A 16,317-nucleotide genomic window follows, 5' to 3' on the forward strand; every position below is an offset into this window, starting at 1 on the left:
TTGTAATTGCTCTAAAATATTATACGTATACACTTCTTTCCTGCTCGGAGAGGAGGGAGATAAAATGTTGTTGTTCATGCAGCACCCCATATATTTTTGATCTGGCAAGTACCTTTTTAGCCCAATTCAAATGCGGCTTAATTTCGTTCATTTTGTTGGAATAGCCGCTTTTGAATACACCCAGCTCTCCATTGTTACGCTCAATAATGCCGATCGCATCGTCATACTCCTCGCGTGTCACCGTGTACATCGACTGCACCAGACGTATATGTGACGGATGAATGATCGTTTTGCCCACGATACCATTTTCCTTATCCATCATCACCTCGCGGATCAATCCATCCACATGCCGATTAATATACTCATTGCGCAAGCGGCGCCCATCCGGTCCTAACGCTTCTTCAAAGGGAGACTGCCGAATTTGTGGCTTCAATACACGCTCTCCACTGGCAAAATACTCCCACACCGGCCCGGATATTACATACGGCGCATCCATCCGCCCAAACAGATTAATAATATCGGAAATGCAGTCCCGAATCGGGGCAATCTCATAGATCGTCACATCTGGATTACGACGTAAACCGAACAGACTGGAAAAATCGGTCGCACCGATACGCACATTCAGCACATACGCTCGATAACGATCCAGCACACGCTTGATCGCCAGTAGTGCATCCAAACGACTCTCCCTGTAGATGACCTCCGCTGTTTCCAGAATGGGTAACCCGTACAGCACCGGCGCACAGCTATCTGTGTTCTCATTATATCGGGATATCGTCTCAAAATAACGTTCTCCCTGCTCCGCGCCAAACTTCGGCAACATGATCCCTGTAATTAACTCCATTAGCGATCCCATACTTTCCAGTACACGCCCAAGCTGCTCCACACTGCGAACGCGGATAAACAGCAGCGGGACACGTCCATATAATACAGGGTCCTGCTCCAGCGACATGCGCAGGCGATTCATCTGCACCGTCAGTGACATCTCCGCCGCTTCAACCTGCTGATCTCCGATCGCATCCTCCAGATCGAACACCCATGAGGTCAAACCGAGATGCTTGCCAGACAGCACATCCGTCGCAATCGTTGGACGTGTAGCCGGACAATACAGTGCCGCACCAACCGCATACGCCAGCAGCTCCTGATCCGATGTATTGTTGTACTCTACAGGTAAGGAATAAAACAATTCCTGCTCTTCTGCTTGCGATAAATAATTAAAATAACGCATAATACCCCTCCCGGTATACACCAGCTCATATGAATCTACTTCGTAAAGCTATGTCCAAATACAGCCCCATGGCTATGATGTCCATCACGATGTGGCTTGTTCAGACAACCGAACACGAAAACCCTCCCATTTATGCAAACAGGAGGGACGCTTGTCATCCGGCACATTCCGGTGCCGGGAAGGATACAACTTGCTTAATCCATACCGTATAGCTTTGCATGGGGATCGCGTCATCTATTACAGGTAACGTTTGATCCGCATTCTTGATCGAGCGAAGACGTTTTGTCATTACGATTATGACGAGACATGGCTCATGATCGTAATGACAAGTTCGAGATCATCCTATACTAGGCGATCCCTATTATTTCCGTCCTGCTGTCCAGCGCATATTCCAGTTGAAGGCAAGGTCCATCTCCCTGTGACCACTAAAATACTGTACAACCTTCTCAATGCTGAACGTATCACCAACATTTTGAATCATCGCTACAGCACACATCGTGCGGCGATTATCCGGTTCATCCAGACGAACGATAATGTCTGGCCCACCCTGTTGCTGAATCGTCACTACACCATCTGCCTCGGTCCAGCGACTAATCCCTTCATAAATAAACGAGAATACGAGCACCCGTTTAATATCAGATAAACGATTGCCATTGATGCGCATATTCTCCCCATTGGAGCGTTCTCCTGTACGATCATCCGCATCAAGTGAAATGTACGGTTCCAACTCCAGACTGCCAAATCGATTACCGAGCGCCTGTACAACCCCTTTTGTTCCGTCCTGTAGCTCATACAGACAGCCCAGATCCAGATCGGCACCCTGCGAACTCGAACCGCCGAAGCCGAAAAATCCACCACTTTTGCCCTGTTTGCGGTTCCAGTTCAGATTAATTAACAACTCACCGAGCGATACCCCCGGCTTTTTCTGTAAATTAATCACATCGCCCTTTTTCTTCAGCTCAATCTTGGACAGATTCAGCGGAGCAGACGGCGGCGTAGGAGAAGTCGGTGGTGCAGGTGGTAGCATCGGCGGTGGAGATTGCTGAATCGGTGGCACAAATGACCGCGATGGTTGCACGGATGGAGCAGGCGGTGGTGGTGAAGGAGGTGTACCCTGTGGCTCTGCCGGTGACTCCACCTCAACCCCATAGCTGCTACATAGCTCCTGTAATCCGCCAAAATAGCCAGCGCCAACAGCAGCAAACTTCCACTCTCCCTGATACCGATACAGCTCCCCAATCACAATCGCCGTTTCATTGGAAAAGCCAGCTTCCAGGTTATATCGGAACACCTCGGTCTGTCCCGAATCCACCACACCTCGTATGTACATCTGCTGCATGCGGCTAAACGTATGACCAGGTACCTCCGCATTATAAATCGTCAATGTTATCGCAATTTTATCAATCTGCTGTGGAATCGCAGAAAGTGCTATATCAAAGCGGCGCCGATCCGTACCGCTACCCTGTTCAATGTATCGAATAAACCCATTGCCTGCGTTGCCGTAAAAGATCAGATCATCATCGCTGGCGACACGTCCATTCGCCTGTAGCAAAAAAGCCGATGTATCCAGCTCCATCGTATCCGGTGCCTGCCAGCCTAGCAGCAGACTGAACTGTGTAAGTCCGGGTCGATTTTTCGTCACATCCGTTTTCTGTCCTCTGACGATCATACTGCTCATGCCTTCACCTCCTGAGCGAGATATAGCTTGATGTTAAAATGACATACAGGGACGTACCCTGTATGTCATTCGTTATTACGTAACGATTTGAGCTTGCCTGCTAAGCAAGCGTTATGCATTCCTATCGTTTATTATCCTGTTATGCTGCTCTCCGTGCGAGAGTGTGGATTGAAAGTCGATCGATTCCTGGTAAGTTACCAAATGAATCTCATTACTCTCCATATAAGAGCGAATATCAGAATGGTACACGGAGTACCCTACCGATAAAGTGTCAATTAAGCTTGCAAACCGTAGTCGCGTACCAGACCTGCCAGACCATCACGGTAGCCGCTTCCGATAGCGCTAAATTTCCACTCTGCACCGTGACGATACAGTTCGCCTACGACAACGCCTGTTTCAACAGAGAAGTCTTCACCCAGATCGAAGCGGATCAGTTCTTCGTTTGTTGCATCATTGACGATACGTACATAAGCGTTGGACACTTGACCGAAATTCTGGTTACGAGTGTCTGCTTCATAGATCGTAATCGTAAACGCGATCTTTTCCGTTGTTGCCGGTACGTTTTGCAGGTCTACTTTGATCTGCTCATCATCGCCGTCACCAGCACCTGTACGGTTGTCACCGCTGTGTACAACAGATGCGTTTTCATTTTGTGGATTATTGAAGAAAATGAAGTCCTTGTCGCTTGCTACTTTACCTGCACCGTTTGTGCAAAATACGGATACGTCAAGGTCGAACTCGCCGCCGCCATCATATTTATTCGTATCCCAACCCAGACCTACTGTGATTTTGGAAAGTCCTGGATTTGTTTTCGTCAGATCGATTTTTTGGCCTTTACTCAGGTTGATTGGCATAATAAGTTCCCTCTTTTCTCAATATATAAGTATAGGTGGTACAGCTTACCATTGTTGCTAGGGGGTACTACAGATCATACACTGTTCTCTATCCGCTAAAGGATACAAAAGAACGGACCTCACTTTAGACTAATGAATCCATATATGCTCATCGTCACGAGGTCATTACACGTACAGCTTAAACATATTCGCGAGCAAGAATATCGACATGAGCAGCATGCTTGCCCTGACCGATCGCATTGAACTTCCAATCCGATCCGTTACGATACAGCTCACCTGTCACCAGTGCGGTCATGCCTGCGTAATTATCCGTCAAATTATAACGCGCCAGTTCCTCGCCCGTTTGTTCATTAGCTACACGGATATAAGCAGATGCAATCATGCCAAAGTCTTGCCGACGCTGCTCTGCCTGGTAGATGTTAACGACGACCAGAATCTTGTGCACATCAGACGGCACTTTGGACAGGTCGATCAATATTTGCTCATCGTCACCTGCACCTTCGCCAGTCAGATTATCGCCACTATGTTTTACAGAACCACAAGCACTGGTCAGATTGTAAAAGCAGACCAGATTTTCCTTGCGCAGCAGTTTGTCGTCTTCACTAAGCATCAGCGCCGATGCATCACAGTCGATATTAGGCGTAGACTTTTTGAAGCCGAACAACCCGCGGGACTTTTCTTCAGCAGGGTCCCAGCCGAGTCCAACCAGCAGCTTTGTCAGATCACTGCGGCCTTTGGTCAGGTCAATCTTCTGTCCCTTTACGAGATTGATTGTCATGAATGAGATAGGCCTCCTTTTTGCACGTAATGGTACATAATACTGTGCAGGTCGAGCAATCGTTTCATTTTTTTCAAATCGGTCAGAACAAGCCCGAATGATCCAGGGCTAGCCTGTCGCCAATGACGGCTCTTGTCCGATAGGAAATGATGGGCTTGGGCAAGCGATCATCATGTCCTTACCTCCATCTTAGCAGAGCAACAAGGGCAAAGGAAAATTTCGCCATCGCAAGCGTTCATCATCACGGAATATTCAGGTAATTATGTATAATGAATGCCATTGCATTCCTCTTTATTTTCCCACACGTTAGTAAAAAAACAGCCTGTCCCTTTTAGATAACGGCAAGTATCAACAGCATGTAAATCTAAGTCGGTACATATGTAAAAGCGCCCGATTGCATTAATCAGACGCTTGATCATTAACCTGTTTTAGCCTATATCAGCTTCGATAAGAAGTTCGATTACAAAAATGAATATACAGCCCGACCTCTAGCCATTGTCATCGTCAGATGATTGTGTCAGCACCAGAGTGGGTGAGCATGAATAGTCAGAGCCAAATCTTCCAGGGTAGCACCCATTTCGATGGCCAGACTCATTTCAGCGATCATGTGGACAGGGTTACTGAAATCGCCATGCTACACAGCCTATATGAGACGATAATCATTAAACTAGCATTCAGTAAACTGGCATCATAATCGATACTAGCACAATGATCGATACTAGCATCATAATCGCCACTAGCACAATAGTCGTTACTAGCATCATGATCGCCACTAGCACAATAGTCGTTACTAGCATCATGATCGCCACTAGCACAATGGTCGTTACTAGCATCATAATCGCCAAACTAGCTCGGCGGAATTCAGCACCTTCAACTATCTAGCGTGCTTATTACGATTAACCGCATTGCCTTTGAAAAAATAAAGTGCGATCATATCCCCCAGCGACAGCAGTATAAATGCCACAATGGCGGTACCGAGCGCTTCACCGGCACTATTTTGCAAACCATACAGCCAGAACAAATAGATAATCACAGCTGGAATAATGTTACCCATCAGCCGTTGCCGGACAAACATAACCAAGGCTATCAAAAGCCTGTTCATGGTGGACCCTCCAAAAGATGTAATAGACTCCCGCAATTCATATACCCATCGTCAGAAGTGCGTAAATGATAAACGATATACAGTATGACATGTTGCGAGCTTCAGCTCTCCGCTCGCAGAATCCCATTATTATACATTTACTACACTACTACCAGTGTATAATTGACTAATTAAGCCATTACATTTTTGTCGAAAATTATCAATCAACAAATAGACCGTCTATACGGCCTGTCAAAAAAGAGAGCAATCTGCATCGGAAGCTGGGACGCTTACACGGGTAGAGCAGATCTTTCTCAAACGATAATGTCACGACAGCGCCATCATATAGACAGCTTTTGACAAAAGTATACGTAAACACTTTCATGAACAATGACTTTATTTTAAGATATCAATGTAAAAAAAAGCCCAACCAATTCGGTACTGGGCCACTCTCGTTCGCCTGTGCCTGGCTCAGGCGTTCTTGCTTTGCTTGCTATATATCACAGCGTGTATGCGCTGCAATCTTTCCATCATGCCGTAAACATGATGCCCTGCTAGGCGTACTCCATTAAGAATACGCTAATAAAGTGAAGCTATGTAGCCATATGGCTACTGTTATGGCTATAGGTGTTCTATGATATAAAAAAACACGAACTTATGATATAGGTGTAGCTACTGTTCCCGGACACCATCCAGACGCTGCCAGTACAGAAACAAATGCATCTTCTCTATCGCTGCATCCGCAAGTCTGGTACTTCCCCGCTGCGTTAGCTATGTCCTTGTTCAAGCTTTGGTGAAACGTTACGACCAGGCATACGATGTGCAGATCTATGATGTTCTGACCTGCATGTCTTACAATTTCTATTATTACAGCAGTTTGCGAAAATCGGACTTATTTTTTTTGTAATCACATCCTTTTTTTTGAACTACTGTTCTTTGTCTGGAATTTGATGCAGTCCATATAATAAGTTACCAAAAACGAACATTCAAGCTTTTAGGTAACCTATATAATAATAAAAATTATCATTTTTTGGCAAACGAAATGCCGCCTTCTATTCGAGCATGATCGCGCTTTTTTAATCGGATGACGATATAAACATATAGCAGTTTGCATACGATGAAACGGAAATGATGACGTATCGATTATGTCCCTTTGATTATAAAAAATTTACAAAATTATGAAACGTATAGACGATATGGCTACGTAATAGATAACAAAGTCGACAATGTATGACACCGGTGCTTCATCGACATGAAGTTAATGCATGACCATAAAGAGGTGATTCACTTGCAGAAACATTTCACCACACTACGCCACGAGCTAGAAGCCGAAATCGCACGTCAGGGCTACTCTCTGAGCAGCTTTAGCAAGGTATCGGGCATCAATCGTGGCATCCTTAGCTCAACGTTGAACGGCTCACCACCCAAACCGATGTCTATCAATCAATTGGATAAAATGATACACGCATTGAATAAACCTGAAGGCTGGCTGTATGAAAAGTTCGCCCAGGAATGTTTCAATGAGTCTGGCAAGACCAACTGGCGCCGCGTTCGCCCTTTACTGCTGCGCTGTGTAGAGTTAGGTCGAAACGATTTGATTACGCGTATACTGGGGTTGTTGATGGAGGACCCGAATCATATTAGTCATGTGTTTGAGTTGGCGGAGGAACTATCCGATACCGAACAAGACAGCGCTTCGATCATGCTATACCGCTGTGTAATCGAAAATGAGCGGAACTATCAATCCGAACGGCTTGCGATTAGCCAGTACCGTATTTTTCGTGCTGCGCTGAGTCATAATATCGAGCATAATCTTCGAGCAGCACTGGCATTTGAGCCTTTTCGTACCCAATTGCCTGTGCAGCTGAAGCTGGAAGCATTGCTCAAGCTGGGCAATATCTTTTATACCGTTCAAGATTGGGAGGTCACCGGTCAGTATGGCAAAGAACTTCATGAGCTAGCCAAACGCGTATACGATTATCGCCAGGCGAGCCAGCGCAAAGGCTATCAGCCTAAAGCGATTCCATTGGAAGAGCCGCTCGTCTACTACTATGGTCAAGGACTAACACTGCGGTTCAGCGCTCATAAATACCATGAACGATATGATGAAGCCCGGCAACTGCTCGATCAGCTCGCCAATCTGGATTGGTTTGACGATCACCATCCGACGAATCAGCAACATATTGAGCGCTTTCGCTTTTTCACTTCGTTTAACCGGTTGAGTGTAGAAATGCTGTCAGGAAATAGCGAAGCTCTATCCGAATATGCCGCATTACTGCGTGCTCACCCAGAAGAAGCATTAACCGGGCTGCATGCTATTTTGCAAGCGGCAAACAAGCATGATTTCAATGTGGATTCCACTTTGGAAGATCATGAGCATGTGCTCTATCCGTTTGAAATTTTCGGAGATGCTGCCACAGGCTACACGTATACAGCAGCCTTTGAAGGCTTTAAAGATGAATCAATCGTGATCAGCCGTTATGTAAACGTGTACTATGAACTCGCCATTTATTACTGCAATCGCAAAATCTACGATCAACGGCTGGAAAATATATTGTTAGCACTAGAAACGACCATCGTAAAATACAATCGTGGTCGAATCATCGATTGCTTGAATTTATTTAAAAAATTGCGTGAACTGCGCGAACCCCTTGAAATTAAACAAGCTAAGTGCAATCCAGACTCTAACTAAAATCCGCAATACGGGGGGCGTGTAGCTTCATGAACCATACGCATAGCGTACGTGATGAACTGAATACAGAAATAGCGCGGCAAGGCTACACGTTAAGCAGCTTCAGCAAGGCGTCAGGCATCAATCGTGGTGTGCTGAGCCTGACGTTGAACGATCAGGCAACCAAGTCCTTTTCTATGAATCAGCTAAATCAGATGACCGAAGCTTTGCAGTTTCCGGCAGGCTGGTTGTATGAACGGTATGCACAGGAGATGCTGGTAGATATCGAAAATGTGAGCTGGCGGAGAATCAAGGACCTGCTCACTCACTGTTTGACGCTGGAGAAGATGGAATTGATTGAGATGGTGTTGGATGCGCTTCAGGATAAGGCGAGTTATACGAATTATATTTTTAGTTTGGCGGAGGAATTGACTGAGCAAAACGTGAATGCAGATTTGTGTATATTTTATCAATATGTACTAGACCATGAGGTAAATCTACAAAATGAACGTTTTACAATCAGTCAATATCGCTTATTTCGTGCTAATTTGGGGCTAGACTTGCAGAAAAGCTTTAAGTCTACGATTCAGTTCACTCCTTATCGACATGCTCTACCTATCCATTTAAAATTAGATGCGCTTGCTCAGTTAATTAATGTGTCTTTTGCAGTTAAAGATTGGGATGCTTTAAAACAATATGGCGAAGAACTCGTTACTAGCACAATTCTCGTATATAACACGATAATAGAAAGACAGCACCCATATATTAAAAAATCGGAACGTTCGTTGCTTGTTTATTATGGAAAAGGTTATATCGCTCAAGCTGTAAGCTTGGAGTATAAAGGACATTATGAGGAATCAAAAGAACTAACAACGCAGTATGAAGATTTGAGTTGGTTTAAATTTTTAGATGATACTGATAAGGCTCAGGTCGAAAAATTTCTCATCATCGCTAAATGCAATCGATATAACCTCGAACTTTTACAAGGAAATGCTAGCGTACTTAAGCCCTATATAGACTATCTTGAGTTTTTTCCAGAAGAACAGCCTGCTAGTATAGAAATCATCATAAAATCTAGTAATATGCATAAATGGGATATTGATGGGATTTTAGAAAAGTATCATGATATTATTTATCCTACTGATGCTTTGCATTACCTTCAGACGACCACCACGTACTCTATAATTAGTGAAATTAACCGATACACTAATATTTATTATGATTTGGCTTTATATTATTTTGAACGTAAGGATAGAACAGATCAATTAGAGCATGTATTGACGAAGTTAAAATCTCACATAGAGCAATATAATCGGATTAATGCCTTTGATAGCAGTGAGCTATTTGAAAAATTATGTAAATTTTATTTTTAAATTGATTGCTTATCAAGCAATATTCCTCAGATCGATATCAATTAAAAACCTAAAATAAGAGTGACTACTTCAGTAGTGATTCTTATTTTTTTACAGATTTATATTCATAATTTAAAATACCTATACTTACCTTTTTAGCAAAAGCTTTATACAGTGTTTCCTAATTTCGATACCTATTTCTCGTTTTCTTAATTAAAAGTAATTGACCATAGTTTAAGCTCTAATATATAATGTAATAAATTTGAAAGCATGGGTTAACTGGGACGCAATACACGGGAAACTTTTACCTTAGAGGGGTGTGTTCGGTTATGATTACCAACACCACAACCATACGTTTGGAGATTGAAAAGGGAATACGTCAACGCGGACACTCCCTTAGCAGTTTCGGCAAGCTTGCCGGGATCAATCGCGGGATTATTAGCGGTATTTTAAACGGTAATCCGCCAAAATCCATTTCCATCCGCCAGCTCGATCTTATGGCTGAAGCACTCGGTCATGAAGAAGGCTGGATGTATGAATATTATGTGGATGAATGTTTTATTAACGAAAAAGCAGACTGGCGCCGGATCAAGGCTTTCCTCCTGCGATGTACTGAGATTGGACGCTATGACTGCATTCAGGCTGTATTGGATCGCCTGATGGAGGATTTATCGAATACGGTTTCTGTATTCGGATTGGCTGAGGAATTATATGAAGAAGGTAAAGTGAAGGAAGCTATTCCTTTTTATGAATGCGTTATCGAAAATGAGAAGCATCAGCATTCGGAGAGATTGGCTATTTCGCATTATCGAGTATTTCGAGCTTCGATTGGTGAAAATACAGAAGCAAGCTTCCGAGCTGTCATCCGCTTTGAACCATATAAAAATAGACTACCAGAAAATTTCATGCTAGATGCCTTACTCCAATTAGCCAATGTATATTATCTTATACAAGAATGGCGAATGATGGAATATTGTGCAGATGAACTTCGTTCTTTACTCTCTACCGTCTATAAAATGTCAGAAAATTCTAAAAAATCAGATATCCAATGGCCTACTTCTACGGACCGACACCCAGTTGTATATTATGGTCAAAGTTATCTTTTGAAGTCTGTAGCCCTAGAAAACTTAGGCAAATATGAGGAAGCCAAAACATATATATTAGGTTATGCTGATCTAAGCTGGTTTCCTGATTTAAACGAAGTTGGCTTACGTGAAGTTGCTAAATTCAAGGTCTTGGCTGAAGCAAACACTCATAATCTTGATTTACTAATGGGTAATACGACTAAACTGAATGAGTATGTGGAATTTCTGGATAGATATCCAAATGAAATTCTAGCTAGTATGATTACTATTATTGATTCAGCTAATAAATATAATTTAAATATAGACTCTATACTTCAAAAATTCTCGCTTGATCCAGATTCACCAATTAATTTTGATCATGGTTATTATCATAAATCAGCTCATATGATTCATACTTGGATTATACAGTATAAGCTGGCACTGTATCATTTCTTTAAAAAGCGTTATGCTGTGAGTATAGGCTTCATTCTCAGAAGCATCGAGATGAGCATACAAATTGAGAATAAACCAAAGATTTTGGATTGTGTGTCTTTATTTGAGCAATTAAAAGAATATGCAACTGATTCTCAACTAAATGCTTACCATCAATTAATAAAAGGAGTGAATGAAGATGTTGAAGTATATCGTAAAACTATCTCTGGTCATAGCAGTAGCCGTCATGACTAATCCTGTTACACATTCCGCAGTGAATCATTTTACAACAATGGGTAATGGTGTAATGACGTGAAATTCCGCTGTTGAAAAGCTATTAAAAAAGCAGCCGATTATTTATTAAAATCGGCTGCTTTTTTGTTTATATATGTTTAATTTATAAATACAATCCTACCCTACACACCAGCCCCTACATAATCCTCATAATTCCCCAACGTCACCTTCAACTCCCCATCCTGCAAATTCCACACCTGCTCCGCAATTCGATTGATAAAATACCGATCATGCGAAACCGCTAGAATCGTACCTGGGAATTCCTCCAGCGCTTCTTCCAGCGCTTCGCGTGCAGAAATGTCCAGATGGTTCGTCGGCTCATCCAAAATGAGCAAATTCGGACGCTGATGCATAAGAATCGCCAACCGCAGGCGGCTCCATTCGCCTCCGGATAGGCCGGATACTTTTTTGAACACGTCGGGTCCGTAAAAGAGGAATTTGGCGAGTTGGCCGCGGGCTGCGCCTTCTTCCATGCGGGCGTGTACTTTGAACCATTCTAGTACCGTCTCCCCTGCATCTGGTGGTGCTGCCTCCTGGGCAAGGTAGCCGACATCGGCGCGTGAGCCGACTCGGATCGTTCCAGCATCGGCGTGATCTTCACCGAGAATCATGCGCAGCAACGTCGTTTTACCTGCTCCATTGCCACCGATGATCGTGGCATGCTCTCCATAGCGTAGCAATGCGCTCGCTTCCTGTAGCAGCATGCGGTCGCCATAACTTTTCCATACTTGATCCAGCACAAGCACGCGCTCGCCGGAGCGACCCTTTTGACGCCATTCCAGATCCATACGTGCCTGATCCATCACCGGGCGCTTCACCTTTTCCATGCGATCCAGCGCTTTTTGCATCGATGCGGCACGGCGGTGGAAGCCCGGGTTGGGCGGATTGGAGCGATTGCCCCATTCGATTAGGCGTTTGATCGATTCTTTGATGCGTTTGATTTCCTTTTGTTGCTCCTGATAGTCCTCGAACTGACGCACCAATCGGCGCTGTTTTTCATCTCGATAGGCGGAATAGTTCATCGGATAAGCAGTTGCTTCTCCATCCTCTAATTCGATAATTTCCTGCACAATCCGATCCAGAAAATATCGATCGTGCGAGATCACGACTACGGTTGCGTTCGAGTGAGCAATGAAATGTTCTAACCAGACGACTGCATCCATATCCAGATGATTGGTCGGTTCGTCTAGCAGTAAAATGTCTGGGTTGGTCAGCAGCATAGCCGCCAGCGCCACTCGCGTTTTCTCACCGCCGGACAGCTTGCCTACCGGCTCGTCGTAATAGGCGACTGGAATACCGAGACCGTTGGCGATGCTATCGATACGCGCAGACATTTCATACCCACCTGCTCGTTCAAATCGTTCCAGTGCATCTCCATAGTCACGAATCGCTTTGTCCATCTGCTGCTCGCTCTGCTCCGTGTCGCTCATACGAAGCGCAAGCTGCTCCATCCGCTCCTGTAATGCAAGCAGATCGCTAAAGCTGGTACGCAAAATTTCCATGACTGTCATGTCCGCGGCATAGTCGGGCACCTGAGCAAGATAGCCGACTTTTGCCCCTTTTTGAATGTGTACATTGCCCTGATAGGGACGTTCTTGACCGGATAGCAGGCGGAACAGCGTCGTTTTCCCTGCGCCATTCATTCCGATCAGACCGACTTTGCGGCCGCTATGAATTTCTAAAGTGACGCTGGAAAGTACTTGCTCTGCTCCGTAATATTGTTGTACCTGATGACAGGCGATCATAATAGACATGTATATTCTCCTCATCGGGCAGCATATCTTTTTGTACCGATTGGCTTGTTTAAAGGAATCGGTGCCGAAGTGAATATGCGCCATGTTTTGTAATGGTGGATGATGGAGAAATGCACGCTACTGCCTGCCAGCCGATAGGATATGGGCTTGCTCGGTTTGCCGTATATATGCCGGATGTGTTCGCTTCCTTTATCTGCTTGCTTGATCCTCAACATTGCATATTAAGGATGTCAGATTGATCCTCTCTGGTATCACATCATCGACAGATGTGTTGTATGATTCCAGAGAACGATCAGACCTATAACATACCGATTGACCTCGCATACAAATCGATCACGTCTCCAGATGAATCATCAAGGAGAACAAAGACCGGATAACCGTACTCTACAGACATCGGTTACCAGAGCATAGGATCGTATCGGCAAACATATAAAAAAGCCACAGGCAATTATACCTGCGGCTTCATATTCGCAATTCGGTAGTTGTCTGTTCGTACAGACGTACAGCGATAATAAACCTGTGATTGTTATGAGTGTACGGCAAATGTACAACAAACAATCGCAGAGGGATACAGGGATCGTATATCACCATTACGCTGAACAGTTACTCAAATAACCCGACCGAGGCTGAAGGCAGGAGCGGCATTTCGCCATTGATATCATATTCATTTTTGGACAGACTTCTCCCGTCTTCGTAAAATGTGTTTGAAATACTAAAAACGCCTTGCACTCTGCAATCCAGCGTCATAGAAAATGGGAAATTCAACATCCTGCCTCACCTCCTTGGTATAACATGTGAGTCAGCAACCCCTGCTCCTTCCCGGAAGCGATGGACTGATTCACACGTCGTCATTATTACTTTTTTACCACGTCTGGAAGCCATCTGGCAAGCCTTTTTTTTCCAAACGTCGTTCTACAGAACAACCGCAGCAGTTCCCAACCGATCATCGCTCCAACGAAATTAAAGATAATATCGTTCATATCTACTGTGCGATAAGTATAGCCGAACCACAGATTGAATAGCCCTTGAAGCAGTTCAATCGTCACACCGATCCCCAGCGCATAAAATAGCATTCGCTGACGATTCATCGGTACAAGTAGCGGTAATAATAGACCATACGGTACCGTCATCAACACATTCAAATAGTTCGACTTATCTTGAAAGATCGAACTGTAATGCTGAGAATAAAACGGGATTAAATTGATCCTGACCAGATCCTTTTCGTTCATCGTCGTGCGCATGAGTTCGATCAATTGGGTATGAATCGGAAAAGGGAAAAACGTATACCGAATGACGTTAAGCATGTATATACCGAAAATACTGGCGATCAGCAGCCATGATACGGGCTTACGATAGACCGATTGGGCGATGAGCAATGCTACGGCGAGCATCATGATGCCAACGATCCAGATGAATCCGTTAAATACAAGCATGGCGACCCTCCTGTTCTGCAAAATTCAAGTTACTTCAGCAAGCGCGAATGAGATACATGGTTGGGGTAGCTGTGTATATTTTCGCCTGTTTAACTGCATATCTGCTATCTGCTATCTGCTATCTGCTATCTGCTATCTGCTATCTGCTATCTGCTATCTGCTATCTGCTATCTGCTATCTGCTATCTGCTATCTGCTATCTGCTCAAATTATATTTTTAATAGTTCAATTCTGGTGCAATACTTTTCAACCAGGGCGTGTCTTCAAAATAGTATACTCGTGCATACAGAATCACATGCACATTAATGCTAAACTTATGAGCTATTGTAAAGGTTGTCGCTCCGATGTGCAAAATGTCGTTGCGCTGTGTAATCATGTTAAGTAACGTATGTACAATGCAGGAATGTGCTCTTGTAGTGTAGCAAAGATAAGATCGATAGCTTGCGCACTGACATATGATGAGTTACATATCGATAGATCGTGCAGCAGCATGATATTTTACACATTAAATCTGCATCGGTGCATTGGTATTAGAAATTCATCAAATAGATCATCGTGATAGACGATCTTGCAGTAGAAGTTAAACATATGGAGGTTAACGATATGAATGATCATGCCATCGATCAAGATATACAGCAGCAAGCGGTACGATTACCTGCTATCCTGCAAAAGCTCTGGAATGGGCAACAACTGGAGCACAAGCAGCAGCTCGCGATGCCCTTGCTCACAGTTAGTGAGGATGGTTATCCTCATCAGGCGATGGTCAGTGCTGGTGAAGTGCTGGCGATGGATGCGCAGACGTTACGTATTGCACTCTGGACGGGTACGAACACGACAGCTAATTTGTTGCGGGATGGTAGAGCATTACTAACGGTAGTAATCGACGGCGTATCTTATGCACTGCGGCTTCAAGCGATGGCATTACCAGAGTTACAGCATACAGCTTATCCGCGTGCCCGGTTTGAAGCGAAGATTCAGCATATTCGTGAGGATGTGGCGAAGTATGCTGAGCTACTGACGGGTGTGACATATCGTCTGCATGAACCGGAAGCGGTGCTGGAACGCTGGCGAATGACGCTCGATGAATTACGGAGATAAATAGAATTGGTTTGGAATTGCGTTTGCGTTTGCGTTTGCGTTTGCGTTTGCGTTTGCGTTTGCGTTTGCGTTTGCGTTTGCGTTTGCGTTTGCGTTTGCGTTTAAGCAAGTCGGGCTACGAAATGAGTTTGAACCATTTTAACGATACAATATTTAAAAAAACAGCCATTCCTGAACAGCCAACAGGCTAATCGGGAATAGCTGTTTTTCGCATGTGCATATGTCTAAACACGTCTTATTTATCTCACTTATTTCTTGATGATTTCTTACTTATTCCTCGCTTCTTTTTTTCTTATTTCTTATTTCTTTTCTTCTTACTTCTTTTCTTAACTACACTACTTTACCTACTTACTTGCGACCGTTGCCACGCTTTTGCATCATACGGCGAATGAACTTTTGGATAAGGATGGGCAGGACGAAAGCCAGTACGGCTACGAGCATTAATCCATAGGCATACAGTCGATCTGGACTGGAAGGGTTACGCAGGATGATCGATAACGCAAGTACGATAATTGCAAGGCAAGTAATGCCTCGTATGATTAACATTCTTCTCATATTCATGGGGGAAGTGGCTCCTGTTCTCTATTTTCCTGATGTGGAT

Annotated in this window: 15 protein-coding genes and 1 pseudogene; 5 read left to right on the forward strand and 11 right to left on the reverse strand. The window is 44.1% G+C overall.

Translation table 11 applies throughout. The annotated features are described in order from the left end of the window. Positions 1–19: 19 nt before the first annotated feature. The 7 genes and pseudogenes from AAHF22_RS11605 to AAHF22_RS11630 all read right to left on the reverse strand — a co-directional run bounded on the left by AAHF22_RS11605 (position 20) and on the right by AAHF22_RS11630 (position 5,640). Positions 20–1,228 (reverse strand): HpcH/HpaI aldolase/citrate lyase family protein, encoded by a 1,209-nt coding sequence (locus AAHF22_RS11605; protein WP_347325165.1) that lies wholly within the window; start codon positions 1,226–1,228, stop codon positions 20–22. 361 nt (positions 1,229–1,589) lie between these two features. Beyond that, positions 1,590–2,906, reverse strand: coding sequence for a TerD family protein (locus AAHF22_RS11610; protein ID WP_347325166.1), 1,317 nt, complete (start codon positions 2,904–2,906; stop codon positions 1,590–1,592). A gap of 275 nt (positions 2,907–3,181) precedes the next feature. Next, positions 3,182–3,760 (reverse strand): TerD family protein, encoded by a 579-nt coding sequence (locus AAHF22_RS11615; protein ID WP_347325167.1) that lies wholly within the window; start codon positions 3,758–3,760, stop codon positions 3,182–3,184. Between the two features lie 178 nt (positions 3,761–3,938). Next, positions 3,939–4,538, reverse strand: coding sequence for a TerD family protein (locus tag AAHF22_RS11620; protein ID WP_347325168.1), 600 nt, complete (start codon positions 4,536–4,538; stop codon positions 3,939–3,941). Between the two features lie 529 nt (positions 4,539–5,067). Then, positions 5,068–5,148, reverse strand: a pseudogene (locus AAHF22_RS23880) (oxidoreductase dimerization domain-containing protein); the annotation flags it as partial. Positions 5,149–5,212: 64 nt separating this feature from the next. Then, on the reverse strand, positions 5,213–5,371 hold the full coding sequence (locus AAHF22_RS11625; protein ID WP_347325169.1) for a hypothetical protein: 159 nt from the start codon (positions 5,369–5,371) through the stop codon (positions 5,213–5,215). Positions 5,372–5,412: 41 nt separating this feature from the next. Beyond that, positions 5,413–5,640, reverse strand: a complete 228-nt coding sequence (locus tag AAHF22_RS11630; RefSeq protein WP_347325170.1) for a hypothetical protein — start codon at positions 5,638–5,640, stop codon at positions 5,413–5,415. Between the two features lie 1,267 nt (positions 5,641–6,907). Between AAHF22_RS11630 and AAHF22_RS11635 the strand changes: the two genes are divergently transcribed. The 3 genes from AAHF22_RS11635 (at position 6,908) to AAHF22_RS11645 (ending at position 11,393) form a co-directional block, all read left to right on the forward strand. Next, positions 6,908–8,311: a hypothetical protein gene (locus tag AAHF22_RS11635; protein ID WP_347325171.1), complete on the forward strand. Its 1,404-nt coding sequence runs from the start codon at positions 6,908–6,910 to the stop codon at positions 8,309–8,311. A 29-nt stretch (positions 8,312–8,340) separates the two neighbouring features. Then, a complete protein-coding gene (locus tag AAHF22_RS11640) occupies positions 8,341–9,663 on the forward strand; it encodes a hypothetical protein (protein WP_347325172.1) in 1,323 nt (440 codons plus the stop codon). 308 nt (positions 9,664–9,971) lie between these two features. Then, positions 9,972–11,393, forward strand: coding sequence for a DNA-binding protein (locus tag AAHF22_RS11645; RefSeq protein ID WP_347325173.1), 1,422 nt, complete (start codon positions 9,972–9,974; stop codon positions 11,391–11,393). Between the two features lie 161 nt (positions 11,394–11,554). On the opposite strand, the gene abc-f is transcribed toward AAHF22_RS11645, so the two are convergent. The 3 genes from abc-f to AAHF22_RS11660 all read right to left on the reverse strand — a co-directional run bounded on the left by abc-f (position 11,555) and on the right by AAHF22_RS11660 (position 14,619). Beyond that, entirely contained in the window at positions 11,555–13,186 is a 1,632-nt protein-coding gene (gene abc-f / locus AAHF22_RS11650; RefSeq protein ID WP_347325174.1) for a ribosomal protection-like ABC-F family protein, read from the reverse strand. A gap of 603 nt (positions 13,187–13,789) precedes the next feature. Beyond that, the gene (locus AAHF22_RS11655; RefSeq protein WP_347325175.1) at positions 13,790–13,954 is read right to left on the reverse strand and encodes a hypothetical protein; all 165 of its coding nucleotides are present in this window, start codon (positions 13,952–13,954) and stop codon (positions 13,790–13,792) included. Positions 13,955–14,040: 86 nt separating this feature from the next. Further along, positions 14,041–14,619, reverse strand: coding sequence for a VanZ family protein (locus tag AAHF22_RS11660; protein ID WP_347325176.1), 579 nt, complete (start codon positions 14,617–14,619; stop codon positions 14,041–14,043). 602 nt (positions 14,620–15,221) lie between these two features. Here AAHF22_RS11660 and AAHF22_RS11665 point away from each other — a divergent pair. Next, on the forward strand, positions 15,222–15,716 hold the full coding sequence (locus AAHF22_RS11665) for a pyridoxamine 5'-phosphate oxidase family protein (protein WP_347325177.1): 495 nt from the start codon (positions 15,222–15,224) through the stop codon (positions 15,714–15,716). An 11-nt stretch (positions 15,717–15,727) separates the two neighbouring features. Further along, entirely contained in the window at positions 15,728–15,907 is a 180-nt protein-coding gene (locus AAHF22_RS11670) for a hypothetical protein (RefSeq protein ID WP_347325178.1), read from the forward strand. A 157-nt stretch (positions 15,908–16,064) separates the two neighbouring features. On the opposite strand, the gene AAHF22_RS11675 is transcribed toward AAHF22_RS11670, so the two are convergent. Further along, positions 16,065–16,277: a hypothetical protein gene (locus tag AAHF22_RS11675; protein WP_347325179.1), complete on the reverse strand. Its 213-nt coding sequence runs from the start codon at positions 16,275–16,277 to the stop codon at positions 16,065–16,067. Between the last annotated feature and the right edge of the window lie 40 nt (positions 16,278–16,317).

It is taken from the genome of Paenibacillus wenxiniae, assembly GCF_039822605.1.
GTDB classification, from domain to species: Bacteria; Bacillota; Bacilli; order Paenibacillales; family Paenibacillaceae; genus Saccharibacillus; species Saccharibacillus wenxiniae.

What these genes read in the sequence shown, in the direction of transcription:
- AAHF22_RS11605 (WP_347325165.1), bottom strand. Translation starts at nt 1,228, where the DNA reads ATGCGTTATTTTAATTATTTATCGCAAGCAGAAGAGCAGGAATTGTTT.
- AAHF22_RS11610 (WP_347325166.1), bottom strand. Translation starts at nt 2,906, where the DNA reads ATGAGCAGTATGATCGTCAGAGGACAGAAAACGGATGTGACGAAAAAT.
- AAHF22_RS11615 (WP_347325167.1), bottom strand. Translation starts at nt 3,760, where the DNA reads ATGCCAATCAACCTGAGTAAAGGCCAAAAAATCGATCTGACGAAAACA.
- AAHF22_RS11620 (WP_347325168.1), bottom strand. Translation starts at nt 4,538, where the DNA reads ATGACAATCAATCTCGTAAAGGGACAGAAGATTGACCTGACCAAAGGC.
- AAHF22_RS11625 (WP_347325169.1), bottom strand. Translation starts at nt 5,371, where the DNA reads ATGCTAGTAACGACCATTGTGCTAGTGGCGATCATGATGCTAGTAACG.
- AAHF22_RS11630 (WP_347325170.1), bottom strand. Translation starts at nt 5,640, where the DNA reads ATGAACAGGCTTTTGATAGCCTTGGTTATGTTTGTCCGGCAACGGCTG.
- AAHF22_RS11640 (WP_347325172.1), top strand. Translation starts at nt 8,341, where the DNA reads ATGAACCATACGCATAGCGTACGTGATGAACTGAATACAGAAATAGCG.
- AAHF22_RS11645 (WP_347325173.1), top strand. Translation starts at nt 9,972, where the DNA reads ATGATTACCAACACCACAACCATACGTTTGGAGATTGAAAAGGGAATA.
- abc-f (WP_347325174.1), bottom strand. Translation starts at nt 13,186, where the DNA reads ATGTCTATTATGATCGCCTGTCATCAGGTACAACAATATTACGGAGCA.
- AAHF22_RS11655 (WP_347325175.1), bottom strand. Translation starts at nt 13,954, where the DNA reads ATGTTGAATTTCCCATTTTCTATGACGCTGGATTGCAGAGTGCAAGGC.
- AAHF22_RS11660 (WP_347325176.1), bottom strand. Translation starts at nt 14,619, where the DNA reads ATGCTTGTATTTAACGGATTCATCTGGATCGTTGGCATCATGATGCTC.
- AAHF22_RS11665 (WP_347325177.1), top strand. Translation starts at nt 15,222, where the DNA reads ATGAATGATCATGCCATCGATCAAGATATACAGCAGCAAGCGGTACGA.
- AAHF22_RS11675 (WP_347325179.1), bottom strand. Translation starts at nt 16,277, where the DNA reads ATGAATATGAGAAGAATGTTAATCATACGAGGCATTACTTGCCTTGCA.